This is a genomic window from Streptomyces sp. NPDC025784, from assembly GCF_055558435.1.
The window spans coordinates 111,501-136,819 of record NZ_JBVHMN010000024.1 but is presented as its reverse complement, the minus strand read 5'-3'; the positions used below and the strand labels follow the sequence as shown (position 1 = coordinate 136,819).

Below are 25,319 nucleotides of genomic sequence, written 5' to 3'. Positions count from 1 at the left end.
CGGGCCGTCACATCCGCCGAGATACTCAGGAACGCGCGGGACGTACTCAGAAGGCCGAAACCCCGGTCAGCGCACGCCCGATGACCAGCTTCTGGATCTGGCTGGTGCCTTCGTAGAGGGTCATCACGCGCGCGTCACGCAGCAGCTTGCCCGCGGGGTACTCGTCGATGTAGCCGTAGCCGCCGAAGACCTGGAGGGCGTTGTTCGCGGCGCGCACGGCGGCCTCGGAGGCGAACAGCTTGGCCTTCGACGACTCGGTGGCGAACGGCAGTCCGCGGTCGACGAGATCGGCGACCCGCCAGGTCAGCAGCCGTGCGGCGTCCACGTCGACGGCGATGTCGCTGATCAGCTCCTGCACCAGCTGGTGCTGGGCGATGGGCTTCCCGAACTGCTCCCGCTCGGACGCGTACCGCACCGCGGCGTCCAGCGCGGCCTGGGCGATGCCGACGCATCCCGCCGCCACCGACATCCGGCCCTTGGCGAGCGCGGACATCGCGACGGCGAAGCCCTTGCCCTCGGGCGCCATCATCGCGCTCGCCGGTACCCGCACATCCTCGAGGACCAGTTCCGCGGTGGCCTGCCCACGCAGCCCGAGCTTGCCGTGGATGGTGCGGCGGGTCAGGCCGGGGGTGTCGGTCGGTATCAGGAAGGCCGAGACACCCTTGTGGCCGGGCGCGTCGGTGGAGCGGGCGAACAGCAGGACGACGTCGGCCCAGGTGCCGTTGGTGATGAACATCTTGGTGCCGTTGATGACGTAGTCGTCGCCGTCACGCACGGCCCGGGTCGCCAGACTGCCCGCGTCCGATCCCGTACCGGGCTCGGTGAGCCCGAAGCAGCCGACGTACTCGCCGGCCGTGAGCCCCGGCAGCCAACGCCGCTTCTGCTCCTCGGTGCCCCAGTGGGCGATCGACTTGGCGACGAGGCCCAGCGAGACGGAGACGATGCCGCGGACGGACGAGTCGCCGCGCCCCAGCTCCTCCGTGACCAGGCAGTACGCCAGGTGGTCGCCGCCGCTGCCGCCGTACTCCTCGTCGATGGTCAGCCCGAGGAAGCCGACCTCGGCCAGCTTCTTCACGATGGACCGGTCGACCTCCTCGGCGCGATCCCACTCGACGACGTGCGGGGCGATCTCGCGGTCCACGAAGTCCTTGGCGAGCTGCCGGACGGCGGACTGCTCCTCGCTGAGCTCCAGGTTCATACCGAGTCACCCCACAGATTGCGGACATTGAAAGCGGTACATTTAAATTAGCACTGCTAGTTTCCGAATGCAGCCCTACTATGTGCGCCATGGCCCGACCGCGCAAGCCCCTGCTGAGCACCGACCGCATCGTGGACGCCGCGCGGGCGCTGGTGGACGCCGAGGGCCTCGCGGCCGTCTCGACGCGCCGGCTCGCCGCCGAACTCGGCGTCAGCGGGCCGTCCCTGTACAACCACTTCCGCACCAAGGACCAGATCCTGGAGGCGGTCGCGGACTCGGTCAGCGCGCAGGTCGACCTGACGATGTTCGAGGACGGCCGCGAGTGGCGCACCGCGCTGCACGACTGGGCCGTCTCCTACCGGGCCGCCCTGCGCGACCACCCGAACATCGTTCCGGTGCTCGCGCGCGGTCCCGGGCGGCGGCCCGCGGGCCTGCGGCTCGCGGACGCGGTGTTCGGCGCGATGGTCCAGGCGGGGTGGCCGCCCTCCCAGGCCACCTCGATCGGGGCGCTGATGCGGTACTTCATCATGGGCTCCGCGCTGGGCTCGTTCGCCGGGGGCTTCGTCGACGACGCGGACGCCTACGACCCCGCGGACTATCCCCACCTGGGGCAGGCACACCTGCTCGCCGAGCAGCAGGAGAAGATCGACGAACGGGCCTTCGAGACGGGCCTCACCGCGCTGCTGGACGGCCTGTCGGCCCAGTACGCGCAGCTGACGGTGGGGAGCTGAGCGGACCGGTCCGGGCAGCCCGGCAGCGAGGACATTTCGGCGGGGGCCGTAACGTCCGTGGCGCATGCTGGAGGGCATGACCAGGCCGACGCACAGCAGGGCAGCAGGGCTCGCGGGGTTCGCGGCGCTGATCGCGGACGAGACGCGGGCCGGGTTCCTGCTCGCCCTGCTCGACGGGCGGGCCTGGACGGCGGGCGAGCTGGCGCGGCACGCCCAGGTCGCCCCCTCCACGGCCAGCGAGCACCTCGGCAGGCTCGTCACGGGCGGGCTGCTCAGCGAGGAACGGCAGGGCAGGCACCGCTACGTACGGCTGGCGGACCCCCGCGTCGCGCAGATCGTCGAGGATCTCGCCGCGCACGTCGGGCCGGCCGGGGCCGAACGCCCGCGCACGCTCCGGGAGTCGAGCGCGGTGTCGGCGATGGCCCGCGGGCGGACCTGCTACGACCATCTCGCCGGGCGCCTCGGTATCGCCCTCACCGATGCCCTCACCGCCCGCGGTCTGCTCCGCCAGGACACCGGGTTCGCCCTCACCGACGCCGGACTGCGGTGGTTCGAGTCCGCCGGCATCGACCTCGACCTCACGGCCCGTCGCCCGCTCACCCGGGCCTGTCTGGACTGGACCGAACGCCGGCCGCACCTCGCGGGCGGCGCCGGCGCGGCCCTGTGCCGGCACGTCCTGGACGCGAAATGGTGTGTGCGCGTCGGCACGGAGCGGGCCGTCAAGGTGACCCCCGAGGGCGAGCGGGCCCTCGCGGAGCTCCTGGGCGTCGAGGCGGCCGCGCTGCGCTGACCTGCCCCTGCCCGTCCCTTCCCCGCGCACGGCGGGCGGCACCAGCTCCGGAAGCGGCGCCCCAGGCAGGCGTCCGAAATCCGCGAGACCTCCGCCCGCCCCCCGCCTAGCCTCAGGAGCATGATGAACACCTCCCGGCCCGCCCCGCCCACCGGACGCACGCGGCTGCTCGCCGCGGGCGCCGCGACCGTCACCGTCGGACTGTGGGCCTCCGCCTTCGTGTCGATCCGCAGCGCGGGCGAGGCGTACTCGCCGGGCGCGCTGGCACTGGGGCGGCTGCTCGCCGGGGCCCTCGCCCTCGGGGCCGTCTGCCTGATCCGCAGGGAAGGGTGGCCGCCCCGGGCGGCCTGGCCCGGGATCGCGATATCCGGGCTGCTGTGGTTCGGCTTCTACATGGTCGTCCTGAACTGGGGCGAGCAGCAGCTGGACGCGGGCACGGCGGCACTCGTCGTGAACATCGGCCCGATCCTCATCGCCCTTCTCGGCTCCCGACTGCTCGGGGACCCGATGCCGCCCCGTCTGCTGGCGGGCATGGCCGTGTCGTTCGCGGGTGCCGTCGCCGTCGGCCTGTCGATGTCCGGTGAGGGCGGCTCGTCGGTCCTCGGGGTCGTCCTGTGTCTGCTCGCCGCGGTGGGCTACGCGGGCGGTGTGGTGGCGCAGAAGCCGGCGCTCGGCCGGGCCGGCGCGCTCCAGGTCACGACGTTCGGCTGCCTCGTCGGCGCCGTCGCCTGCCTGCCCTTCGCCGGGCAGCTCGTGACGGAGGCGGCGAAGGCGCCGGCCTCCGCCACGCTCAACATGGTCTACCTGGGCCTCTTCCCGACCGCGCTGGCCTTCACGACCTGGGCGTACGCGCTGGCCCGCACCACCGCCAGCCGTATGGGCGCGACGACGTACGCGGTGCCCGCCCTGGTCGTCCTGATGTCCTGGCTGTTCCTCGGCGAGGTGCCGGGACCGCTCACCCTGGCGGGCGGGGCACTGTGCCTGGCGGGTGTCGCGGTGTCGCGCTCCCGGCCCCGTGCCGGTACGGCAGGGGCATCGGAACTCGTGCCCCCGGACGGCGGGACGGCGGCGGCCGCCCCGGAGCGCCGCCCCGAGCCGGAACAGGCCTGACCCCGGACCGGCACCGGTCCGCCCGTTCCCGGACCGGCACCGGCCCGCGAACGGGCGGGCACGACTAGAACACGACCAGGGCCCGGCCTCCCTTGCCCGCGATCATGTTGTCGAACGCCGCCGGGATGCCGTCGAGGGCGATCCGGTCCGTGACCAGGCTCCCGAGGTCCAGGCGCCCGGCGCGGACGTGCTCCGCGAGGACCGGCAGGTCCCGCGCCGGGTCGCAGTTGCCGTAGACGCAGCCCGCGAGGGTCCTGCCCCAGTGGAAGATCTCCAGCGCGTTGAAGGTGACCTGCTGGTCCTTGCCGCCGATGCCGACGACGGTGGTGCGACCGCCGCGCCGTGTGGAGTCCCAGGCGGTGCGGATGCTCACGGCGCGCCCCACGCACTCGACGGCGACGTCGACGCCCTGCTTGCCGGTGAGGCCGCGGATCTCGCGCGCGGTGGCGTCGGAGGCGACGACGTAGTCGGTCGCTCCCGCGTCTCGCGCGAGGGACTCCTTCTCGGGCGAGACGTCGACGGCGACGATCTTCGAGGCGCCCGCGATCCGCGCGGCCTGGAGGGCCGCGAGCCCCACCCCGCCGACACCGAACACCGCGACCGTCTCGCCGGGGCGTACCTGCGCGGAGTGGTGGACGGCACCGTAACCGGTGAGGACGGCGCAGCCGAGCAGGGCCGCGTCGGCCAGGGGGACTCCGTCCGGTGCGGGCAGGACGCAGCTCGCGGCGACGACGGTCTCCTCGGCGAACGCGGCCACGTTCAGGCCGGGATGGAGGTCGCTGCCGTCCGAGGCGCGGCGCGCGTACACGTCCGCCGTGCCGGTCAGGGCGTTGGCGCACAGCCACACCTCGCCGAGCGAACAGGCGTGGCAGGCTCCGCAGGACGGCGCCCAGTTGAGGACCACGCCGTCGCCGGGCGCGACGTGGGTGACGCCTTCGCCGACGGAGACGACGGTGCCGGCGCCCTCGTGTCCGAGGACGGCGGGGACAGGCACCCGCATGGTGCCGTCGGACAGGGAGAGGTCGGAGTGGCAGACCCCTGCGGCGGCGAGCCTGACCCTGACCCGGCCGGGGCCCGGTTCGGGGAGGTCGATCTCGGCGATCTCCAGGGGAGCGCCCACGGAGGGAAGGACGGCGGCGCGAACCATGTGCGTGCTCCTGGGGTCTAGAACTGGAGGGACTTGGTCTGGAGGTACTCGGACAGACCGTGCGCTCCGAGCTCGCGCCCGACGCCCGACTGCTTGTAACCGCCGAACGGGGCGAGGGGGTTGAAGCGTCCTCCGTTGATGTCGACCTGCCCCGTGTCGAGCCGTCGCGCGAAGGCGACCGCCTCGGCCTCCTCGCCCGCCCAGACCGCGCCCGCGAGCCCGTACACCGTGCCGTTGGCGATCCGCAGGGCGTCCTCCTCGTCCTCGTAGCGGATGATCGACAGGACCGGCCCGAAGATCTCCTCCTGGGCGATCGACATCTCCTCGGTCACGTCGGCGAAGACGGTGGGGCTGACGAAGTACCCCTGTGCGTGCGGGGATTCGGTGCCTCCCGCGACGAGCCGCGCGCCCTCGGCGAGGCCCTTGTCGATGTAGCCGCGGACGCGGTCGCGCTGCTTGGCGTTGACGACGGGGCCGATGCGGTCTCCGTACTTCGCGGCGGCGGCCGCGGCCAGTTCGACCGCCTCCTCGTACTGTCCGGTGTGCACGAGCATCCGGGTCCAGGCGCTGCACGTCTGGCCCGAGTTGGACATCACGTTGGCGACCCCGACGGCCACCGCCTTGGCCAGGTCGGCGCTGGGCAGGATGACGTTGGCGGACTTGCCGCCCAGTTCGAGGGCGACCCGCTTGACGGCGGCCCCGGCCGTGGCGCCGATCCGCCGGCCGACCGCGGTGGAGCCGGTGAAGGAGACCAGGTCGACGTCGGGGTGCTCGGCGAGGGCCTGGCCCGCGACCGGGCCGAGGCCGGTGACGAGGTTGAACACACCGGCGGGGATGCCCGCGTCGGCCACGGCCTCGGCGAAGAGCTGTGCGGTGAGCGGGGTGTCCTCGGCGGGTTTCAGGACGACGGTGCAGCCCGCGGCGAGCGCCGGGGCGACCTTGGCGACGATCTGGTGCAGCGGGTAGTTCCACGGGGTGATCGCGCCGACGACGCCGACGGGCTCCTGGTAGACGGTCGAGTTGCCGACCTTCTCCTCGAAGTCGTACGTCGCGGCCAGTTCGGCGTAGGAGCCGGCGACCAGGACCGGCACGCCCGCGTGCACGGCCTGCGAGAACGCGAGCGGCGAGCCCAGCTCGGCCGTCACGGTCTCGGCGATCTCGTCCTTGCGCGCGACGAGCGCGTCGCGGAGCGCGGCGAGCCGCGCGGCCCGTTCGGCGGGCGGGGTCGCGGCCCAGCCCGGGAAGGCGGCGCGGGCCGCACGCACGGCGGCGTCGACGTCCTCGGCCGTGCCCGCCGGGACCCGGCCGATCACCTGCTCGTCGACCGGGTTCACGACCTCGATCGTGTCCCGGCCGGCGGCGGGGCGCCAGGTGCCGTCGATGTACATGCCGTCATGTGCCTTCATCGTGTTCCTCCCGGGCGGGGACGCGTCGTCCGGACCCTAAACTAGCGATGATAGTTTTGGGGCGCCAGGGGTGGTCGGCCCCAGGGCGTCCTCGGGGGACGTCCGTCAGAAGTCGACCTGCTCCTGGTCGTCGACCCGGCCCACCGACTCCTGGCCGAAGGTCCGCTCGTAGGCACTCCGGATCTCCTCGATCCTCCGGTCGCTCGCGGCGGCCCGCGCGACCGGGTAGAGCAGCACCAGCTCGTACGACCGCTCCCGCTCGATCACGCCGTGCGCGTCCCGCCACTGGCCGCGCCCCTCCCGCACGGTGAGTCCGTCGGGGAACTCCGGCGTCACCTCGTGGTCGACGAAGTCCATGAACTGCCGGTCGGTGACGGCGGATCCGCCGTCGGGCCGCGCCGTGCCGAAGAGAAGCCGGGTCTCGACGTACGCGGCCCCGCGCACCGCAGCCCGCGGTTCCTCGTCGCCGAACACGGCTTGGGCGGCGGGAGCGCCGGCGAGGAGCAGGACGGTGGCGGTGGCGGCGACCGGACGGGCGCGCAGGCTGTACGGGGTCATGCGGCCCTGCCTAGCGGAACTCACTCCTCCAGGTCCGGCAGCCGCGCCGGAGCCGGACAGATGCGTTCACCGTGCTGGTCGAAGACGAACAGATGGGCGAGGTCGACGAGGAGGGGGACCTGCATGCCGTGCCGCAGCTCGATGTCGGGCGTGGTGCGCACGACGAGGTCCCCGGGCAGCCGGCCCTCGGGCGGGGCCAGGTCGGGGACGTCGGGTTCCGCGTCCCCCGGATGCTCCAGGACCACCACCGGGCCGGCCCGCAGGGCCCCGGCGCGCTCCCGCAGCCGGTCGAGGACCGTGCCCTCGCGCCGCCGTCGCCGGACCGGGCGGGTGGGACGCGGCGACTCCAGCTCCGGCACCACGGCGGGCCGCGACCCCGTGTTGAAGTGCACGAGGACCTCGTGCCCCTGGTACTCCACGTGCTCGACGAGCCCGCTGATCGCCACCTCGCCGGGCCGGGCGGCGGACGGCTTCGCGAGCCGTACGGCCTCGGAGCGCAGTCCGACGATGACCTCGCGGCCCTGCTGGACCCGCAGCAACTGGTGGTCCAGGGACAGGGGTTCGGGCAGCCGGAGGTACTGCTTGCCCAGACTGATCGACATCGCGCCGTCGAGCGGCGCCCGGACCAGGCCGCGCAGCAGGTTGATCCGCGGAGTGCCGATGAAGGCGGCGACGAAGACGTTCGCCGGCAGCGAGTAGACGGTCCGGGGCGTGCCGAGCTGTTGCAGGACCCCGCCGCGCAGCACGGCCACCCGGTCGCCGAGCGACATCGCCTCCGCCTGGTCGTGGGTGACGTAGACCGTCGTCGTGCCCAGATCCCTGGTGAGCCGGGCGATCTCGGCCCGCAGGTGGTTGCGGAGCTTGGCGTCCAGGTTGGACAGCGGCTCGTCCATCAGGAAGGCGGACGGATGCCGCGCGATCGCCCGCCCCATGGCGACGCGCTGACGTTCGCCGCCGGAGAGCTGGTTCGGGAAGCGGTCGAGGAGGTCCTGGATGCCGAGCATCCGGGCGGTGGCGTCCACCCGCGGGCGCGGGTCGTCGCCGGGCGCCTCGATGCGCAGCGGGAAGCCGATGTTGTCGCGGCTGGTCATGCTCGGGTACAGGGCGAAGTTCTGGAAGACCATGGCCATGTCGCGCCCGGACGGGGGGAGGTCGTTGGCGTACTCGCCGTCGAGACGCACCTCGCCCTCGGTGACCTCTTCGAGTCCGGCGATCATTCTCAGCACCGTCGACTTGCCGCAGCCGGAGGGCCCCAGCAGGACCAGGAACTCGCCCGGCCGGATGTCGAGCGACAACCGCTCCACCACGCGGACGCCGCGTGTGTACGACTTGCTGACGCTGTGCAGGGAGATGGCGCGTGTCATGAGAGGTGCCCCCGGGGGCTCACTGGACGCCAGAGCGTGTTGTCGAACGTCCCGTGCGGGTCGTACGGGACGTATGAGTCACGGAAGTTAACGGACCGCGCACGCCCGGGGGAAGACATCCGGCGGGATCGGACCATCCGGTTCGGCACGGACGTAAACGGACGATCAGGTACCGGTGGCCGCAGGTGCCCCGCCCGGTCCGGACACCGGTACGTCGGGCACCCCGCGCCGGGCGGTCCGGCTTCCGACCGTCGAGCGCCGGGCCGTCGGGCCGGTCCGGGCGGGGCGGCACCGGACCGCGGTGCGGTGCCCCGCCCGGCGCGACCGGCCGGGTGCGGCCCGCGCTCTCACATGGTGCGGGCGCGCCCCCGTGTCTGAGTGAGGTGGGCGAAGACGACGATGTTGCCGGCGTAGCCCTTCCTGCGGTCGTAGACACCGCCGCACGTGATCAGACGCAGCTCGGGGCGCTGCCTGTCGCCGTACACCTCCCTGTCGGGGAAGCGTGCCTTCTCGTACGTCTTCACGGCGTCCACCGTGTAGACGGCGACCCGTCCGTCGGCGCGCCGGGCCTCGATCAGCCGGCCGACCGGCAGTTGCCCGAGCGCCGCGAAGACCGCGGGCCCCGTCCTGGTGTCGCGGTGCCCGACGACGACGGCCGTGCCCCGCTCGCCCGGCGTGGCTCCGCCCTCGTACCAGCCGACCACCTTCGGGTCGTCCACGGGCGGCACGGTCAGGCGCCGCTCGCGATCGAGCCGGACGGCGACGACCGGGGCCGCCAGCCGGAAGTACGGGATGTCGATCGCCGTCGCACGTGAGCGCGGGAGCGGTCTCGGCGGGCGGGCCGGCCGGGCGGGAGCGGTCCGGCCGGCCCCTGCGCCGCGCGGCCCGGCGACGGCCCGCCGCGCGTTCGTCCGGTCCGTACCTCCCGCGTCCCTACCGGGCCCCGTGGCGGCGGCCGGGCCGGGGGACTCGGCCACGGCCACCGCCCCGGACCCCGTCGGCTCGTCGCTCCCCGCCCACCGGACGCCGCCCGCCACCAGTGCGGTGGCGAGCACGGCTGTCCGTGTCAGGCGGTAGGCGCGCGTCCGGTACCAGGGCCTCCGGGAGCGCCTACGCCGCACCATCGGTACGCCGGCGCAGCCTGAGGTACACGACTCCCCCGGTCACGACCAGACCCGTGGCCGCCGCGCCGGCGACCGGCGAGAAGTCCTGGGTGCGCGCGAGGCCGCCGCCGCCCGCGGGAGGTCCGCCGTTGGGTCCGCCGTCGGACCCGCCGGGACCACCGCCCGGCCCGCCGCTTCCGCCGCCCGGCGCGGTCGTCGTCGGGCTCGGGGTGGCACCCTCGCAGTCGACCTTGAAGACCTTGTGCTTGCCCGCGCCGTTGCCGCCCGCGATCTCCCAGGTCAGCCTGTACTGCCCCTCGGGCAGCACCAGGTCGGCGGTCCGGCCGTGGCCTGACGAGGGGAGGGCGAGCGTGCCCGTGAGGACGGAGCCGTCGACCACGGGGGGCTGGGCCGCGATCGACCAGTTGATGGACTGATTCGCGTCGAAGTCGAAGGCGTCCAGGTAGAACCGGCACACCTTCAGCTCGTCCTCCTGGTCGTCCACGGAAGTGGTCGTGCTGCGGACGTTGACGTCGCCGTTGTCGCCGGGGGCGGCGAATGCGGCCGGGGCCCCCAGTACAGCGGCGCCCGCGGCCGTGACGGCCGCCAGGGCGACGGCGGCGCCCGCGCGTGCGGCGGCGGTGCGCGACGGCGCCGGCCGGAACGACAGAGGCGAGGTGGGCATGCACATCCTCCAAGTCAGATGATTGTCATACAAATCAGGCGTTCATCTGACTCTCTTTCACATCTGTCCGGAGAAGAGCGGCAACACCGCCCTGCACCCCGTCAGATATCGCTCTTGCGGCGCAACGGCACCCCCGTCCGCGCTCCCCCGGCACGCACCCGGCCGGGCTTCGCCGGCGAACGCAGGGCGATCCCCGAGGACAGCAGCAACAGCCCGCCGAGCATCACGAACGGTGCGGCCACGCCCGCGACTCCGGCCACCAGCCCCGCCGCGGCGGGCGCCGCCACCTGCCCCAGCCGATTGCCCGTCAGCCGCAGCGCGAGCGCCGTGGAGCGGGCGCCGTCGGGGGCGGCCTGCACCACCGTCGTCATGGACAGCGGCTGACCGACCCCCAGACAGAAGCCCAGGACGACGAGCACCACGGCCAGCGCCCACACCGGCAGCGGCAGCGCGATGCCGGCGCACAGGACGGCCGCCAGCAGACAGGTCACCGTGAGGAGCAGCGCGCGTCCCAGCACCCGCAGAAGAGGGGTCAGCACCAAACGGCAGGCGATGGTGGCCGCCGCGCGCAGGCTCAGCAGCAGCCCCACCACGGACGGCGCGATCCCCCGGTGCTCGCCGACCACGGGGAGATACGCCGTGAGGATGTCGGTGGCGGACAGCACGGCGAGGCTGACGAAGATGCCCGCGGGTACGCCCCTGCTCCGCAGGATGCGCCCCACCGGGACCCGATCGCCCTCCGTGCCGGGCGACTTGACCGCCGTACGGTGCTCGAGGCGCCACAGCGAGGTGAGCGCGACGGCCGCGAGCGCGCCCGCGACGAGCAGCGCGAGCGCACTGGTGCCCGCCATGTCGGGGCCGCCGATCAGGACACCCGCCGCGACGGGCCCGACGAGCTGGCCGAGCGAGGCCCCGATGGTGAAGTGCCCGAAGTTGCGGTCCTGTTCGTGCGCGGCGGACTGGCGGGCGACGAGTGACTGTGCGCCGATCACGAAGCAGAGGTGACCGAGTCCCATCACCCCGCTCCAGACCGCCATCGACCACAGGGTGCCGGCGACACCGCTCAGCGCGCAGCCGCCGGATATGAGGGCGACGCCCAGCGGCAGCAGCGGCGCGCACCGGCCGTGGTCCGTACGACGGCCGAGCGGCACCGCGGCGAAGAGGGGCAGCAGCGCGTACACACCGGCGATCACGCCGATCGCGCGCTCGTCCGCGCCCAGCGCGAGGGCCCGGTAGGAGACGGCGGGCCGGGCCATCGACACCGCCCCCTGCGCGAAGCCGAAGGCGATGACGAGGCGCAGCAGCCAGCCCCTGCCGGGCCGCTCGCGAGGTGAGGCGTCGGGCATCAGATGATGCCGAAGAGGATTCCGGCGCCGAGCACCACCAGCGAGATGAGCGCCGCCCACTTCACCACGAACCGCGTGTGGTCGCCGAACTCGACCTTGGCCATGCCGACCAGGACGTACACGGCGGGCACCAGCGGGCTCGACATGTGCAGCGGCTGGCCGACGATCGAGGCGCGGGCGATCTCCAGGGAGGAGACGCCGTGCGCGTGGCCGGCCTCGGCGAGGACCGGGAGGATGCCGAAGTAGAAGCCGTCGTTGGACATGAAGTACGTGAGCGGGATGCTCAGGACGCCGGTGACGAAGGCCATGTGCGGGCCCATGCCGTCGGGGATGTTGTCGACGAGCCAGCCGGCCATGTGGTCGACCATGCCGGTGCCCTGGAGGACGCCGGTGAACACGGCGGCGGCGAAGACCATGCCGGAGACGTTGAGGACGTTCTCGGCGTGGGCGCCGAGGCGGGCCTTCTGATCGGGCATGTGGGGGAAGTTGACGGTGAGCGCGAGCGCGGCGCCGAGCAGGAAGAGCACCGGGATCGGCAGCCACTCCATGATCATGGCGGTGAGCAGGGTGACCGTGAGGAGCGCGTTGAACCAGTAGAGCCTGGGGCGCAGGGTGGCGCGTTCGGGGTCGAGTCCCTTGAACGCGTCGTCCTCGCCGGACGGGTCGGCGTCCGCGTCGGTTCCGGTACCGGCCCCACCGGTACGCGCGGGCCGGCCGGCGTCACCGCCGCCCGCGGCGACGAGCACCGTCTCGGCCTCCTGCGGCTCCAGCACCTCGTCGAGGGTGAGTACGCCGAGCCGCTTGCGCTCGCGGCGGCCGAGGACGTAGGCGAGGGCCAGGACGCCGAGCAGGCCGACGGCGAGCGCGGGGATCATCGGCACGAAGATGTCGGACGCGTCGACCTTGAGCGCGGTGGCGGCGCGGGCGGTCGGGCCGCCCCAGGGCAGCGTGTTCATCACGCCGTTGGCCATGGCGGCGACGCCGGTCATCACGACGCGACTCATCTTCAGCCGCTTGTACAGCGGGTACATCGCCGAGACCGTGATCATGAAGGTGGTCGAGCCGTCGCCGTCCAGCGACACGATCGCGGCGAGGACCGCGGTGCCGACGACGATGCGCAGCGGATCGGCCTTGCAGAACTTGAGGATCCCCCGGACGATCGGGTCGAAGAGGCCGACGTCGATCATCACACCGAAGTAGACGATCGCGAACATCAGCATCGCCGCCGTCGGGGCGAGATCGGTGACGCCGTCGATGACGTAGTCACCGAGGTCGGCGCCCTTGCCGACGAAGACACAGAAGAGTGCCGGGATCAGCACGAGCGCCGCGATCGGCGACATCTTCTTCAGCATGATCAGGACCAGGAAGGTCGCGATCATGGTGAAGCCGAGGATGGTCAGCATGTGTGGATACCTAACGTTCGCCCTTGAACATCCCACCGGGCAGGCGGTGCGACGACGTTAGGTCCCGTCAAACGGCGTTAACAAGACGTTGACACGCGAGCAATAAGCGCAAAACTCCAGGTCACAACGTTGCGGTGAGTTCGACCGGTACCCCGTTGAGGACCGCGTTGCCCGACAGCGGGTCGAGCAGACTGCCGTCGAGGAGCTGGTTGACGTTGACTCCGGGGGCGGCGGAGGCATGGCGCATGCGGGTGCCGGGGCGGTCGTGGCCCCAGCCGTGCGGCAGGCTCACCACGCCCGGCCGGACGCCGTCGGTGACCTCGGCCGGGGCGACCACCTCTCCCCCGGCGCCCTTCACCCGCACGTCCGCTCCGTCGCGCACGCCGAGGCGTTCCGCGTCCTCGGGGTGGATGTGCAGGGTGCAGCGGTTGGTTCCGCCGGTCAGGGCCGGCACGTTGTGCATCCAGCTGTTGTTGGAGCGCAGATGGCGGCGGCCGATCAGGACGAGCCCGTCGGGGCGCTGCGCAAGCGCCTCCCGCAGGCGCGGCAGATCGTCCGCGAGGGGCTGCGGCAGCAGTTCGACCTTGCCGCTCCTGGTCTTCAGCGGCTGCGGCAGGCGCGGTGCCAGCGGGCCGAGGTCGATGCCGTGCGGGTGCGCGAGCAGCTTCTGAAGGGTCAGCCCGTCGGGCCGTACGCCGAAGCCGTCGCCGTAGGGGCCGAGGCGCAGCATCATGTCGAGCCGCCTCTCGGGGCCGGTGTCCCCGGTGAGTTGTGCGGCGAGTTCGCGCGGGTCCCGGCCGTGCGCGGGCGAGTGCTCCTCGCGGACCGCTTTGCCGAGGGTCTGGTCGATCACCATCGTGTCGACGGCGGACGGATCCGCGCCGTGCATGCCGGTGGCGGCCAGGATCAGCCGGGCCAGGATCTCCGACTCGGCCATCCGGCCGGGCTCCAGGGGGACGGCGGGGCGGGTGTAACGGACCTGGTTGCGTACGGCGAGGGTGTTGAACGCGAAGTCGTGGTGCGGGCTCTGGGAGGGCGGCGGCGGAGGCAGGACGACATGGGCGTGGCGCGAGGTCTCGTTCAGATACGGGTCGACGCTGACCATGAAGTCGAGCGAGTCCAGGGCCTTGTCGAGCCGCGCGCCGTCGGGCGCGGAGAGCACGGGGTTGGCGGCCACGACGACGAGCGCGCGGACCGGCTCGCCCTCGGCGGTGGCGGTGTCGATCTCCTCGGCGAGTGCGGACAGCGGCAGCTCGCCCTTCGCCTCGGGGTGCCGGCGCACGCGCGAGTGCCAGCGGCCGAGCGCGAACCCGTGGCCGGGTCCCGCGGGCCGGGGCGACCTGTCGGTGGCGGCCTGTGGGAAGAGGGCGCCGCCGGGGCGGTCGAGGTTTCCGGTGAGGATGTTGAGGACGTCCACCAGCCAGCTGGCGAGCGTGCCGTGCGGGACGGTGCAGCTGCCGATGCGCGCGTACACGGCGGCGGTCGGGGCGGCGGCGAGTTCGCGGGCCAGGGTCCGGATGGTGTCCGCGTCCACGTCGCAGGCGCCGGCGACCGCCTCAGGGGTGAAGCCGGCCAGCTCGGCGCGCAGTTCGGCGACGTCCTGGACGTGCGGCGCGAGGTCCCCCAGGTCGACGAGGTCCTCCTCGTAGAGGACCTGCGCCATCGCCGCGAGCAGCAGCGCGTCGGTGCCGGGCCGGATCGCGATGTGCCGGTCGGCGAGCCGTGCGGTACGGGTGCGGCGCGGGTCGATCACCGTGAGCGTGCCGCCGCGGGCCTTGAGCGCCTTGAGTTTGCCCGGGAAGTCGGGGGCGGTGCACAGGCTCCCGTTGGATTCGAGCGGGTTGGCCCCTATGAGGAGCAGGTGATCGGTGTGGTCCAGGTCGGGCACGGGGATCGCGTTGGCGTCGCCGAACAGGAGCCCGCTGGAGACGTGCTTGGGCATCTGGTCGACCGTGGAGGCGGTGAACAGGCTGCGGGTGCGCAGGCCGGCGAGCAGCACGGGCGGGTAGAGGGCGCCGGCCATGGTGTGCACGTTGGGGTTGCCGAGGACGATGCCGACCGCGTTCGCGCCGTACCGCTCGGCGACGGGGCGCAGTCCCGCGGCCACGGCGTCGAAGGCCTCCTCCCAGGTGGCCTCGCGCAGCTCGCCGTCCGTGCGGACGAGGGGCGTGCGCAGCCGGTCCGGGTCGCCGTCGACCGCGCCGAAGGAGGCGCCCTTGGGGCAGATGAACCCCTTGCTGAACACGTCGTCGCGGTCACCGCGGGCACCGGTGACGCGGCCCCCCTCGACGGTGAGGGTCAGCCCGCAGGTGGCCTCGCACAGGGGGCAGATCCGCAGGGCGGTGCGGGTGTCGGAAGTGGTGCCGGAGGTGCGGGACACGGGTCCTCCCGGAGGGCTGTGGCGGCGGTGGCACACGAACTGGGGCCTGAGCATACCGACCGGTATGCATGGAGGGGAGGGCTGTCGGGGACCCGGTCGGAAATTCCCCGGCCGTTCGCCACGGCCACGGACCCCGCACGCCGGCCGTTCGCCACGGCCACGGACCCCGCACGCCGGCCGTACGCCGCCCCGCGTGGACGTCGTACGCCGCCCCGCGTGGACGTCGTACGCCCGTGGGCGCGACACCGGCCGCGCGGCCGGCGGCACGCACCTCGCACGCCCCCGCACGTACACCCATGCCCGCCCGGCGCAGGGCCGGCGCCAAGGTGCCGGACAGCCCGCACACCTTCCGGCTCCCCGCATGCCCGCCCGGGCGACGTCCGCGCGCCGTGCCGGATCCGCGCACGGCCGACGCCCGCGCGCGCCACCCCGAGCGCGACCGGGCGCCCGCCCTCGCTCGTACGGTTCAGTCGAGGACCCTGGCCAGGTAGGCGCGCAGCAGCTCCCGGGTCTCCTCGATGATCCGCTCGTCCCCGTCCGGAAGGACCCGGAAGGCGAGGTGCACCAGGGTGTCGGCCGTCTCGACCGCGATCAGGAAGGTGCGGCGCAGATCGTCGTCCGGGGTGCGTCCGAGGTAGCCGGAGAGCAGGTCGGTGAGGCGGTCGGCGACACGGGTGTTGGGCTCGGAGTAGCGGGAGCCGACGGGGATCTGGTTGCCGAAGTCGACGAGGGAGAAGCCTGGTGCGGTGCGCTTCATGGCCAGGTACTCGTCGAGCACGGCGTCCATGGCCGTGCGCCAGCCGTCGCCCTCGGCCGCCGCCAGGCGCGCCGTGACGCGCTCGGTGTAGCGCTCCAGATTGCGCTGGGCGAGCGCGTCGGCCATGGCGCGCTTGTTGCCGAAGAAGCGGTAGACGGAGCCGATGGGCACGCCGGCCCGCTGGGCCACGGCCCGGGTGCTCAGGCCGTCGTAGCCGACCTCGTCGAGGAGGTCGGCGCAGGCGTCGAGGATTCTGGTCAGTCGTTCGGCGCTGCGCCGCTGTACGGGCGCTCTGCGCAGCGAGGTCGCATGGGGCACGGGCTTCATGATGCCTTTCCGCCGGGATCCGGTGAACCTCCCGTATCAGTACGGCCCTCGATGCGGTGGGCACTCATCTTCTCGGCGGAGCCGGGTATGACGGCGCGCGAGACCCATGGGGCGGACGTGAGGCGTGCGCCGCGCGGGACCCCGCCTGCCCAGGTGGACCCGTAGGCGTACGGGGACCTGTCGGCGACTACGGCCCCGTCGGCGCGTGCGGACCCGGCAGCGGGCGTGGACACATCGCCGGGTGCGGATCCGGCCACGGCCGTGGATCCGGTCGCCGATGCGGACGCGGGCGCGGACAGCGACCCGTCGGCGGCCGTGCCCGTGGACCCCCCGGTCGGCGTGGCCCCCTCGGCGCCCGGCGCCCCGGCTTCCGACGCCGTGATGTCGGCGGTGCTCTCGACGGGCTTTCCGCGGACGGCCCACACGGTGCCGTCGTCGGCGTACAGGCGCGCGGTGACGTGATGGGTGCCGCGCGGGACGAGCCGCCCGGCGAGGTGGTACTCGGCGCTGCGGAGCCGGGCGATGGTCCTGCCGTCGACAGAGAGGTGGGCGATGCCGCGCCCGGCCGCCGGGACGGGGCGCGTACCGGCGGGCGAGAAGCGGAAGTTGCGGACCTTCAGGGTCACGTCCCAGCTGTCGTCGGAGTCCGGCTGGACCTCGATCGCGACATACGGCGCCCCCTCCTTGTCCACCTCGCGGTAGTTCCGGCCCTCTTCGTCCGTCTCGTCCAGCACCTTGCCCACGGGCGAGACCGACGGTCCGTCCTCCCGCTCGTGCGCGTCGCCGGAGCCGCAGCCCGACGGCCCGCCCAGCAGGGCGCAGACCGCGAGCACGGCAAGCAGTCCGCGCGTCCTCGACATGCCTGGGAGCGTAGAACACCGGTCCGACAGCCGGATCCCCCTGGAGTCGGGTTCTTGCACCGTACAGCGACCCCTGAGGACTACGTCGTCGCGCCGATCGGACCGGGGCCGGCCGACGGAGGTTGGCCGGAGCGGACCTCTTGCGCGCGGAATCCACGAATCCTACGGTGATGCATAGGAATCAGGCACGAGGGAGCGATCATGAGCGGGGACGCCAGGAAAAGGGCCGAGGGGCTGACCTACCTCTCCGGTTTCGGCAACGAACACAGCTCGGAGGCGGTGCCCGGAGCCCTGCCGCACGGCCGCAACTCGCCGCAGCGGGCGCCGCTCGGGCTGTACGCGGAGCAGTTGAGCGGTACGGCGTTCACCGAGCCCAGGGCGCACAACCGGCGCTCCTGGCTGTACCGGATCCGGCCGTCGGCCGCGCACCCGGCGTTCACCCGCACGGACAACGGAGCGCTGCGCACGGCCCCCTTCACGGAGACGGTGCCCGACCCGAACCGTCTGCGCTGGAACCCGCTGCCGGAACCCGCCGAAGGCACCGACTTCCTCGCGGGGCTGTGGACGCTCGGCGGCAACGGCGACGTGACACAGCGCACCGGCATGGCGGTGCACCTGTACCACGCCAACTCCTCGATGGAGCGGGTGTTCAGCGACGCCGACGGCGAGCTGCTGATCGTGCCGGAGCGCGGCGGGCTGCTGCTGCACACCGAGTTCGGGCTGCTGCACGCGGAGCCGGGCCATGTCGCGCTGATCCCCCGCGGCGTGCGTTTCCGGGTGGAACTGCTGGACACCGCGCCCGACGGCGGGGCGAGCCCGGCGGCCCGCGGCTATGTGTGCGAGAACTACGGGGCTCCTTTCCAGCTGCCCGACCTGGGCCCCATCGGCGCCAACGGCCTGGCCAACGCACGCGACTTCTTCGCGCCGGTCGCCGCCTACGAGGACGTCGAGGGCCCGGTCGAGGTGGTGAACAAGTTCTGCGGCAACCTGTGGACCGCGACGTACGACCACTCGCCGCTGGACGTGGTCGCCTGGCACGGCAACCATCTGCCGTACGTCTACGACCTGCGCCGTTTCAATGTGATCGGCACCATCAGCTACGACCACCCGGACCCGTCGATCTTCACCGTGCTGACCTCCCCCTCGGACACCCCGGGCCTGGCCGGGGTCGACTTCGTCGTCTTCGCGCCGCGCTGGCTGGTGGGCGAGGACACCTTCCGGCCGCCGTATTTCCACCGGAACGTGATGAGCGAGTACATGGGGCTCATCGAGGGCGCGTACGACGCGAAGGCGGAGGGCTTCGTGCCGGGTGGTGGTTCGCTGCACAACATGATGTCGGCGCACGGTCCCGACCGGGAGACCTTCGACCGGGCGAGCGCCGCGGAGCTGCGTCCGCACAAGATCGACGACGGGCTGGCGTTCATGTTCGAGACCCGCTGGCCGGTCACCGCGACGGCGCAGGCGGCGCGGGCGGAGCACCTGCAACAGGCCTACGACGACGTGTGGCAGGGCCTCCAGCGGCACTTCCGTCCGACGGACTGAGATTCACCACCCGTTGCATTCGACGCCCGCGACCGGTACGGATACCCTCGTGACCTCCTTCGCCCCGGACTCGATCGTCCTGAACCGCAAGCTGCCGCTCTGGTATCAGGTGTCGCAGTCCCTGCGCGCGTCGATACTCGGCCGCTCGCCCCAGGACCCGCTGCGCCTGCCCACCGAGGAGCAGCTGGCGGGCCACTACGGGGTGAGCGTGCTGACCATGCGGCAGGCGCTCAAGGAGCTGGAGGACGAGGGGCTCATCACCCGCCATCGCCGGCGGGGCACGTTCATCGAGCCGAGCGCTCAGCGGGGCGCACCCGTACGTCTGCTCGGCTCGGTGGACGCGATCGTGGCGCAGCAGTCGGGGATGACGACGCGGCTGCTCGACCACGGGTCGGTGCCGGTGTCCGCCGAACTCGCCGAGTACTTCCCCGATCTGGCCGAGGTGGGCACGTACCACCGGCTGCGCAGCGACGAGAAGACGGGCGAGCCGACGAACCACGCGCGCAACTACGTGCGTCCCGAGCTGGCCGCGCTGATCGACCCGGAGGATCTGGTGCGCTGGCCCATGACCAAGGTGCTCCGGGACGTGGTGGGGGTGCGCATCAGCCGGATCACCGACACGGTGGAGGCGCGGCTCGCGGACCCGGAGACGGCGCGGCTGCTCCAGGTGCCGCTGCTGAGCCCCATCCTGCACTACACGGGCATCGTGCACGGCGAGGACGGCCGCGCCCTGGACGTGGCCCGCATCCACTACCGCGGTGACCGGTTCTCCTTCACCGTCACCCTCGACGCCCACTGACGCATGCCGCACGAAGGCGGTGGCCGGCGGCCGCGTCGTACGATGCCGGGCGTGACGCACGACGACGCCCCGCTGCTCGCGGACCTCATGCCGTGGTCCGTCGCACCGCCGAGGCTGGGCCGGGGGTGGCCGACGGCCCCCGACGCGGCGTCCCTGAAGGCACGGTGGGACGCCCTGCTGAAGGCGGAAGGCCCGGACCGCGAGGCGCTGTTCGGGCCGACGCGCTCGCGCACGACGCAGTCGGCCGTCGGCCAGCTGCCGGGACAGTCGACCGGGACGGGCCGGCTGGCCCGCGAGTCGGGTCCGTGCCCGGAACCGGTGCGCGTGGTGCACGGCCCCTTCGACGAGCAGTGGCTGATCCCGGACCACCGGCTGATCGACGCCGCCCGGCCCGAGTTGTGGCGGGTGGCCGACGCACGGCAGGTGTTCGCGGTCGAGCAGCCGGCCGGGGCCGAGCCGTCCGGGCCCGTGCTGCTCGTCTCGTCGGTGCCGCCGGTCGTCGCGCCGCCCGCGAAGGCGGTCCCGGGCCGGACGCCGGCGCCCCGCTCCGGTCGCGTCCGCCCGCTGTACCGCAGGCCCGGCGGCCTGGAACCGAACCTGGCGCCCGGTCTGCTGGACCATCTCGGCACCCGGCTGGGCCACTCCCCCGATCCCCTGGACTTCCTCGCCTGGACGGTGGCCGTCGCGCGGTCCGGTCCGGACGGGCCGGTGGTCCCGCTCACCGCGGACCCCCAGGAGTGGGCGTACGGCGTCGAGTTGGGCCGCCGGATGCTGTGGCTGATGCGCCGCGACGGGGAGCGCCCCAAGCTTCCCGGCGGCCGTCGCCCCTATGTGCGCGCCCCGCTGCCCGCCCGCCCCGTCGGTCTGCGTTACGACCGTGACGAGGAGGCCCTGCTGCTGGACGAGGGCCGGATCTCTCCGGTGCCCCCGCAGGCCTGGGACTTCGAGACGGGAGGAGTCCGCGTGCTGGAGCAGTGGTTCGCGGCCAGGACCGCGGTGGCGGAGCCGGGCACCCTGGAAGCGGTGCGGCCCGCCGGCTGGCCGCAGGCCTGGACGTCCGAACTGCTGGAACTCGTCACGGTGCTCACCCTCCTGGCCGAACTCCGTCCGCAGCAGCGGGAGCTGACCGTCGGGGCGCCCGTCACCGCGGACGGGCTGCGCACGGCGGGCGTCCTTCCGGTGCCGGACGCGGCCCGCGGGCCCGCCTCCGTCCTCGACCACCACGAAGAGGGCCCGGAAGGCCAGTTCGCCCTGATCTAGCGCACCAGGTTTCCTCGGGCGCCGTGCTGAGCCGGCGCACCGGGTGCGCGGCCCTCGCGGGGGTCACCCGGCCCGCGCGGGGTCGAAGGCGTCGAGCACCCGGCTCAACGCCCGTTCGAAGACCGCCTCCAGGTCGATCGGGCCGGCGTCCTGCATGACGGCCGCGGCCATCCGCGGGTAGGCGCCGGTCGACACCTGCCCGATGAGGTAGGAGATCCGCATCGCGTTCTCCTGCTCCTCGGACCACGGCAGGGTGCGGGCGCGTTCGGCGGTGGCGAGTTCGTTGCCCACGTACGTCGTCACGACGCCGTTGAGCATCGCGATCAGCTCCATCTTGGTGCCGTAGGGCACGTCGAGCGGGTCGAGGCAGGCCAGACAGTGCTCCAGGTAGCGCAGGGCGTTGGGGCTGAAGCCGTAGACCGGGGACATCAGGCGCGGCATCCAGGGATGGCGGTGCATGAGGGCGCGGGTCTGGTGCGCGACCGTCGTCATGTCGGCGCGCCAGTCGCCGGAGGGTTCCCGGATCTCGTGCTCGCCGCTGATGGCGTCGACCATCAGCTCGTACAGGTCCTCCTTGCGCGGCACATAGTTGTAGAGCGACATCGTGCCGCAGCCCAGTTCGGCCGCCACGTGCCGCATCGAGACCGCGTCGAGTCCCTCCGCGTCCGCGATCCGCACGGCCGCCGCCGCGATGTCCGCGCGGCTGCGGGCCGGCCGCGGGCCGCGGCCCGCACGCTCCGGACGGGCCCAGATCACTTCGGGTACGGCGTTGCGCCCTGCCATTGGTCGATCACCTCGCGACCATCCTAGTTACGTACACCGTACGTAGTGCGCTATGGTGCCCTCATGGCTACTACGTACGCTGTACTTAGTGAGGGTCTGGAGAAACGGTTCGGAGAGGTTCGGGCGCTGCGGGGGCTGGACCTGGCCGTGGCGCGGGGCACGGTCTGCGGAGTGCTCGGGCCGAACGGCGCGGGCAAGACCACGGCCGTACGCGTGCTCACCACGCTGCTGCGGCCCGACGCGGGTTCCGCGCGTGTCGCGGGCCACGACCTCGTGCGGGAGGCCGGCGCCGTCCGCCGCGCCATCGGGGTCACCGGGCAGTACGCGTCGGTCGACGGCGACCTGACCGGACGGGAGAACCTGCGGCTGTTCGCGCGGCTGCACCGGATGCGGGACTCCGGCGCGCGCGCCGCCGAACTCCTCGCACGCTTCGGGCTGACCGAGGCCGCCGACCGACCGGCCTCCACCTACTCGGGCGGCATGCGGCGCCGGCTCGACCTGGCCGCGAGCCTGGTCCGCCGCCCCGAGGTGCTGTTCCTGGACGAGCCCACCACCGGGCTCGACCCCGCGAGCCGGAACCAGATCTGGGAGGCCGTGCGCGCCCTGAAGGACGACGGCACGACCGTGCTGCTGACCACGCAGTACCTGGAGGAGGCCGACCGGCTGGCCGACGACATCGCGCTCGTCGACCGGGGTCGGGTCGCCCACACCGGCTCGCCCGCCGGGCTCAAGTCGCTGATCGGCTCGTACGCCGAGGTGGTCGTGGCCCACGGGGACGCGCTGACCGGGGCGGCCGGGGTGCTGGACCGGCTCACCGGCAGTGAGCCGTCGTTCGACCGTGAGCGGGGCTCGGTGGGCGCCGTCACCACCGACCCGACGCTGACCCTGCCGCGCCTGGTGCGCGAACTCGACGCCGCGGGGGTCCCGTTGCTCGACGCGAGCCTGCGCCCACCGACCCTCGACGACGTCTTCCTCCGGCTGACCGGGGAGCGGACCGGCACCCCGGCCCACGTGAAGGAGCCCGCGACATGAGCACCTTGGCGTACGACGGCGGCGCGATGCTCGGCCGGCAGCTGCGGCGCATCCGGCACAACCCGGGTCTGCTGATCCTCACCCAGACCATGCCGATCACGATGCTGCTCTTCTTCGGCTATGTCTTCGGCAGCGCGCTCGCCACGCCCGGCCAGCAGTACCGCGCCTTCCTGGTGCCGGGACTGATGGTGGCGACCGCGGCCAACGGGATCATGACGGGCATGTTCCAGGCCGCGCAGGACTCGCACCGCGGCGTCATGGACCGCTTCCGCACCCTGCCGATGAGCCGGGCCGCCGTGCCGCTCGGACAGGCGGCCGCGGACGTGGTCGTCACCGCCGCCGGCACGGTTCCGCTGATGCTGGTGGGGCTCGCCGTGGGCTGGCGGATCGAGGGGTCGGCCCTCGAAGCGGCCTGCGCGGTCGGGCTGTTGTTGCTCTTCCGGTTCGCGACCACATGGATCGGCATCCTGCTGGGCCTCCTCTCGCGGAGCGAGGAGGCGGCGGGCCAGCTGGGCGGGGCCACCTTCGTCCTGCCCCTGCTGTCGAACGCCTACATCCCCACGGACAACCTGCCCGGCTGGCTGCGCACGCTCGCCGAGTGGAATCCCATCAGCGCGGTGACCACCGCACTGCGGGACCTGTTCGGCAATGCCCCGGCCCCGGCCGACGGCGCCTGGCCGGTGACGCATCCGGTCGCCGGTTCGCTGGCCTGGTGCGCGGTCGTCGTCGCCGTGTTCCTGCCGGCCGCCGTCCGCCGGTACGCGACGGGCGGACGGTGACCGGCGCGCCGAACGCCCGCATCTGGTCCCCGTGCCGCGTAGTGCCGGCCGGGCCCCGGATGCTCATGCGCGGGCGGTTCGCAGCCGTCCGGGAGCGCACCGCCCTTGGATGAACCAGCCACTGAGGCACGCAGCCCCTCGGTCACCCGGGGCCCCGGAAAGTTGCCTCGTCAACATCCATGCATGACAAAGGCGTGAAGTGCAGGCCATGATCCACGGCATGCAGCCACACCCGAAGCCCCAGCCGCTGCCCCTGGAGGGCATCACCGTCGTCGCCGTCGAGCAGGCCGTCGCCGCGCCCTTCGCGACCCGTCAGCTGGCCGATCTCGGCGCGCGGGTCATCAAGGTCGAACGTGTCGACGGCGGGGACTTCGCCCGTGGCTACGACACGGCGGCGGCGGGGCTCGCCTCGCACTTCGTGTGGTGCAACCGGGGCAAGGAGTCCGTCGCCCTCGATCTGAAGGACCCGCGCGGGCTCGACGTCGTGCACCGGCTCGTCGCGGACGCGGACGTGTTCGTGCAGAACCTCGCGCAGGGGGCGGCGGCGCGGCTGGGCCTGGACGCGGCCACCCTGTGCGCCCGGCACCCTCGGCTGATCGCCGTGGACATCTCGGGATACGGGGCGTCCGGACCGTACGCCGGAAAGCGCGCGTACGACATGCTCGTGCAGTGCGAGGCGGGGCTCGTGTCGGTGACGGGCACGCCCGAGCAGCCGGTGAAGGCGGGGATCCCCGCGGCGGACATCGCGGCGGCCATGTACGCGTTCTCGGGGGTGCTCGCGGCACTGGTGCGGCGCGGCACGACCGGTCGTGGCGGCCCGGTGGAGGTGTCGATGCTGGACGCCCTGACGGAGTGGATGGGACATCCGCTGCATCACGCGATGCACGGAGGAACACCCCCGGCGCGCACGGGTCTGGCACACGCCGTCATCGCGCCGTACGACGCCTATCCGACGGCGGACGGCGGACGGGTGCTGCTGTCGGTGCAGAACGACCGGGAGTGGCGACGTCTGGCCCACCATGTGCTGGGGCAGCCGGAACTGGCGGACGACCCGGCGTACGCGACGAACGCGGCGCGCGTCGCCAACCGGGAGCGTACGGACGCTCTGGTGGCGAAGGCGCTGGGGATGCTGGACACGGACGAGGCGGTGGCCCGGCTGGAGAGCGCGGGTATCGCGTGCGCGCGGCTCAGGGACCTGCGGGAGGTGGCGGAGCACCCGCAGCTGGCCGCCAGGGACCGGTGGCGCGAAGTGGGGTCACCGGTGGGGCCGTTGCGCGCGCTGCTGCCGCCGATCACGCTGCCGGGTGGGGAGGAGGCGCGGATGGGGTCCGTACCCCGGCTCGGCGAGCACACCGGGCCGGTGCTGCGGGCGCTGGGGATGGCGGACGCGGAGGTCGTGGAGCTGCTGCGGGAGGGGGTGGCCCGCTGAGTCGGGTGACTCGCTCAGGGGTGGTGACCCGCGCCCCGGTGTGGTGACCCACCGGGCGCGGCTGCCTGCCGTGGGGATGACGGACGTGGAAGGGCAGCACTGCGCCGGGGCGGTGGGGCCGCCGGAGCACGGGTCGGGGAACGCCGGTGCGACGGCCGTCAGTGGCCGCCGAACAGCGAACGGCGCAGCCGCCTCAGCGGTGCGAAGAGCGAGACCCGCCGCACACGCGCGACCCTGCCGTTGCTGTCGTGCGCGGTGTCACGCGCGGTGAGCTCACGCATCAGCGACGTCGCCTCGGCCGTCTCACGCTGCGGGACGGCAGGACCGCCCAGCACCGCGAGATGGCGGTCGAGACGCGAACTGGTCGCGCTGCTCCCGCAGGTGATCGCAGGGACACGGGCCCTGCTGCGCACTGTTATCTGTTCCATGTCACTCCCCACCCGTACGAGTCCACCCGGCCCGGGCAGGCTAACCCTATCGCCCCCTCATGGCACTCGTGTATCGCGGGCGCAGGATTCACCTTCCCCGTA

Annotated in this window: 23 protein-coding genes; 9 read left to right on the top strand and 14 right to left on the bottom strand. The window is 73.1% G+C overall.

Annotation, left to right across the window (positions count from 1 at the left end; all coding sequences use genetic code 11):
- Positions 1–46 precede the first annotated feature (46 nt).
- Positions 47–1,198, bottom strand: a complete 1,152-nt coding sequence (locus ACZ4IF_RS38570; RefSeq protein WP_467571919.1) for an acyl-CoA dehydrogenase family protein — start codon at positions 1,196–1,198, stop codon at positions 47–49.
- A gap of 89 nt (positions 1,199–1,287) precedes the next feature.
- Between ACZ4IF_RS38570 and ACZ4IF_RS38565 the strand changes: the two genes are divergently transcribed.
- From ACZ4IF_RS38565 to ACZ4IF_RS38555, 3 genes are all read left to right on the top strand, one after another.
- Positions 1,288–1,929, top strand: a complete 642-nt coding sequence (locus ACZ4IF_RS38565) for a TetR/AcrR family transcriptional regulator (RefSeq protein ID WP_467571916.1) — start codon at positions 1,288–1,290, stop codon at positions 1,927–1,929.
- A 64-nt stretch (positions 1,930–1,993) separates the two neighbouring features.
- Positions 1,994–2,719, top strand: coding sequence for an ArsR/SmtB family transcription factor (locus ACZ4IF_RS38560; protein ID WP_467571912.1), 726 nt, complete (start codon positions 1,994–1,996; stop codon positions 2,717–2,719).
- Positions 2,720–2,839: 120 nt separating this feature from the next.
- Positions 2,840–3,829 carry a DMT family transporter gene (locus ACZ4IF_RS38555; RefSeq protein ID WP_467571909.1) on the top strand — a complete coding sequence of 330 codons (990 nt, stop codon included), beginning with the start codon at positions 2,840–2,842 and terminating at the stop codon, positions 3,827–3,829.
- 64 nt (positions 3,830–3,893) lie between these two features.
- Here ACZ4IF_RS38555 and ACZ4IF_RS38550 read toward each other — a convergent pair whose 3' ends face one another.
- From ACZ4IF_RS38550 to ACZ4IF_RS38500, 11 genes are all read right to left on the bottom strand, one after another.
- Complete coding sequence (locus ACZ4IF_RS38550) at positions 3,894–4,976, bottom strand: Zn-dependent alcohol dehydrogenase (protein ID WP_467571906.1); 1,083 nt, start codon at positions 4,974–4,976, stop codon at positions 3,894–3,896.
- 17 nt (positions 4,977–4,993) lie between these two features.
- Positions 4,994–6,382, bottom strand: a complete 1,389-nt coding sequence (locus ACZ4IF_RS38545) for an aldehyde dehydrogenase family protein (protein ID WP_467571903.1) — start codon at positions 6,380–6,382, stop codon at positions 4,994–4,996.
- A gap of 105 nt (positions 6,383–6,487) precedes the next feature.
- Positions 6,488–6,940, bottom strand: a complete 453-nt coding sequence (locus tag ACZ4IF_RS38540) for a DUF3574 domain-containing protein (protein WP_467571900.1) — start codon at positions 6,938–6,940, stop codon at positions 6,488–6,490.
- 20 nt (positions 6,941–6,960) lie between these two features.
- The gene (locus ACZ4IF_RS38535; RefSeq protein ID WP_345647955.1) at positions 6,961–8,304 is read right to left on the bottom strand and encodes an ABC transporter ATP-binding protein; all 1,344 of its coding nucleotides are present in this window, start codon (positions 8,302–8,304) and stop codon (positions 6,961–6,963) included.
- Between the two features lie 347 nt (positions 8,305–8,651).
- Positions 8,652–9,428 carry a class F sortase gene (locus tag ACZ4IF_RS38530; protein ID WP_467571897.1) on the bottom strand — a complete coding sequence of 259 codons (777 nt, stop codon included), beginning with the start codon at positions 9,426–9,428 and terminating at the stop codon, positions 8,652–8,654.
- Complete coding sequence (locus ACZ4IF_RS38525) at positions 9,415–10,092, bottom strand: hypothetical protein (RefSeq protein WP_467571894.1); 678 nt, start codon at positions 10,090–10,092, stop codon at positions 9,415–9,417. The genes ACZ4IF_RS38530 and ACZ4IF_RS38525 overlap by 14 nt, the downstream gene beginning before the upstream one ends.
- Before the next feature lie 101 nt (positions 10,093–10,193).
- Complete coding sequence (locus tag ACZ4IF_RS38520) at positions 10,194–11,438, bottom strand: MFS transporter (protein ID WP_467571891.1); 1,245 nt, start codon at positions 11,436–11,438, stop codon at positions 10,194–10,196.
- Entirely contained in the window at positions 11,438–12,841 is a 1,404-nt protein-coding gene (locus ACZ4IF_RS38515) for a CitMHS family transporter (RefSeq protein ID WP_467571888.1), read from the bottom strand. Before ACZ4IF_RS38515 ends, ACZ4IF_RS38520 begins: the two co-directional genes overlap by 1 nt.
- Positions 12,842–12,962: 121 nt before the next feature.
- Positions 12,963–15,221: a molybdopterin oxidoreductase family protein gene (locus ACZ4IF_RS38510; protein WP_467571885.1), complete on the bottom strand. Its 2,259-nt coding sequence runs from the start codon at positions 15,219–15,221 to the stop codon at positions 12,963–12,965.
- Between the two features lie 466 nt (positions 15,222–15,687).
- Entirely contained in the window at positions 15,688–16,305 is a 618-nt protein-coding gene (locus ACZ4IF_RS38505; RefSeq protein ID WP_426680271.1) for a TetR/AcrR family transcriptional regulator, read from the bottom strand.
- On the bottom strand, positions 16,302–17,165 hold the full coding sequence (locus tag ACZ4IF_RS38500) for a nuclear transport factor 2 family protein (protein ID WP_467571880.1): 864 nt from the start codon (positions 17,163–17,165) through the stop codon (positions 16,302–16,304). Before ACZ4IF_RS38500 ends, ACZ4IF_RS38505 begins: the two co-directional genes overlap by 4 nt.
- A 201-nt stretch (positions 17,166–17,366) precedes the next feature.
- Between ACZ4IF_RS38500 and hmgA the strand changes: the two genes are divergently transcribed.
- Genes hmgA through ACZ4IF_RS38485 form a run of 3 tightly spaced genes read left to right on the top strand, consistent with a single transcriptional unit; the run spans position 17,367 to position 20,766 of the window.
- Positions 17,367–18,707: a homogentisate 1,2-dioxygenase gene (gene hmgA / locus ACZ4IF_RS38495; RefSeq protein ID WP_467571877.1), complete on the top strand. Its 1,341-nt coding sequence runs from the start codon at positions 17,367–17,369 to the stop codon at positions 18,705–18,707.
- A gap of 49 nt (positions 18,708–18,756) precedes the next feature.
- Entirely contained in the window at positions 18,757–19,506 is a 750-nt protein-coding gene (locus tag ACZ4IF_RS38490) for a GntR family transcriptional regulator (protein ID WP_095933271.1), read from the top strand.
- A gap of 42 nt (positions 19,507–19,548) precedes the next feature.
- Positions 19,549–20,766, top strand: a complete 1,218-nt coding sequence (locus ACZ4IF_RS38485; protein ID WP_467571873.1) for a type ISP restriction/modification enzyme — start codon at positions 19,549–19,551, stop codon at positions 20,764–20,766.
- A 63-nt stretch (positions 20,767–20,829) separates the two neighbouring features.
- Here the strand turns inward: ACZ4IF_RS38485 and ACZ4IF_RS38480 are convergent, their stop codons facing one another.
- Positions 20,830–21,549: a TetR/AcrR family transcriptional regulator C-terminal domain-containing protein gene (locus ACZ4IF_RS38480; RefSeq protein ID WP_467571870.1), complete on the bottom strand. Its 720-nt coding sequence runs from the start codon at positions 21,547–21,549 to the stop codon at positions 20,830–20,832.
- 63 nt (positions 21,550–21,612) lie between these two features.
- Here ACZ4IF_RS38480 and ACZ4IF_RS38475 point away from each other — a divergent pair, with 63 nt between their 5' ends.
- From ACZ4IF_RS38475 to ACZ4IF_RS38465, 3 genes are all read left to right on the top strand, one after another.
- Complete coding sequence (locus ACZ4IF_RS38475) at positions 21,613–22,581, top strand: ATP-binding cassette domain-containing protein (protein ID WP_467571867.1); 969 nt, start codon at positions 21,613–21,615, stop codon at positions 22,579–22,581.
- Positions 22,578–23,360 (top strand): ABC transporter permease, encoded by a 783-nt coding sequence (locus tag ACZ4IF_RS38470; RefSeq protein ID WP_467571864.1) that lies wholly within the window; start codon positions 22,578–22,580, stop codon positions 23,358–23,360. Before ACZ4IF_RS38475 ends, ACZ4IF_RS38470 begins: the two co-directional genes overlap by 4 nt.
- A 220-nt stretch (positions 23,361–23,580) precedes the next feature.
- Positions 23,581–24,789, top strand: a complete 1,209-nt coding sequence (locus ACZ4IF_RS38465; protein WP_467571861.1) for a CaiB/BaiF CoA transferase family protein — start codon at positions 23,581–23,583, stop codon at positions 24,787–24,789.
- Positions 24,790–24,947: 158 nt separating this feature from the next.
- On the opposite strand, the gene ACZ4IF_RS38460 is transcribed toward ACZ4IF_RS38465, so the two are convergent.
- Entirely contained in the window at positions 24,948–25,217 is a 270-nt protein-coding gene (locus ACZ4IF_RS38460) for a hypothetical protein (RefSeq protein ID WP_028801703.1), read from the bottom strand.
- Positions 25,218–25,319 lie beyond the last annotated feature (102 nt).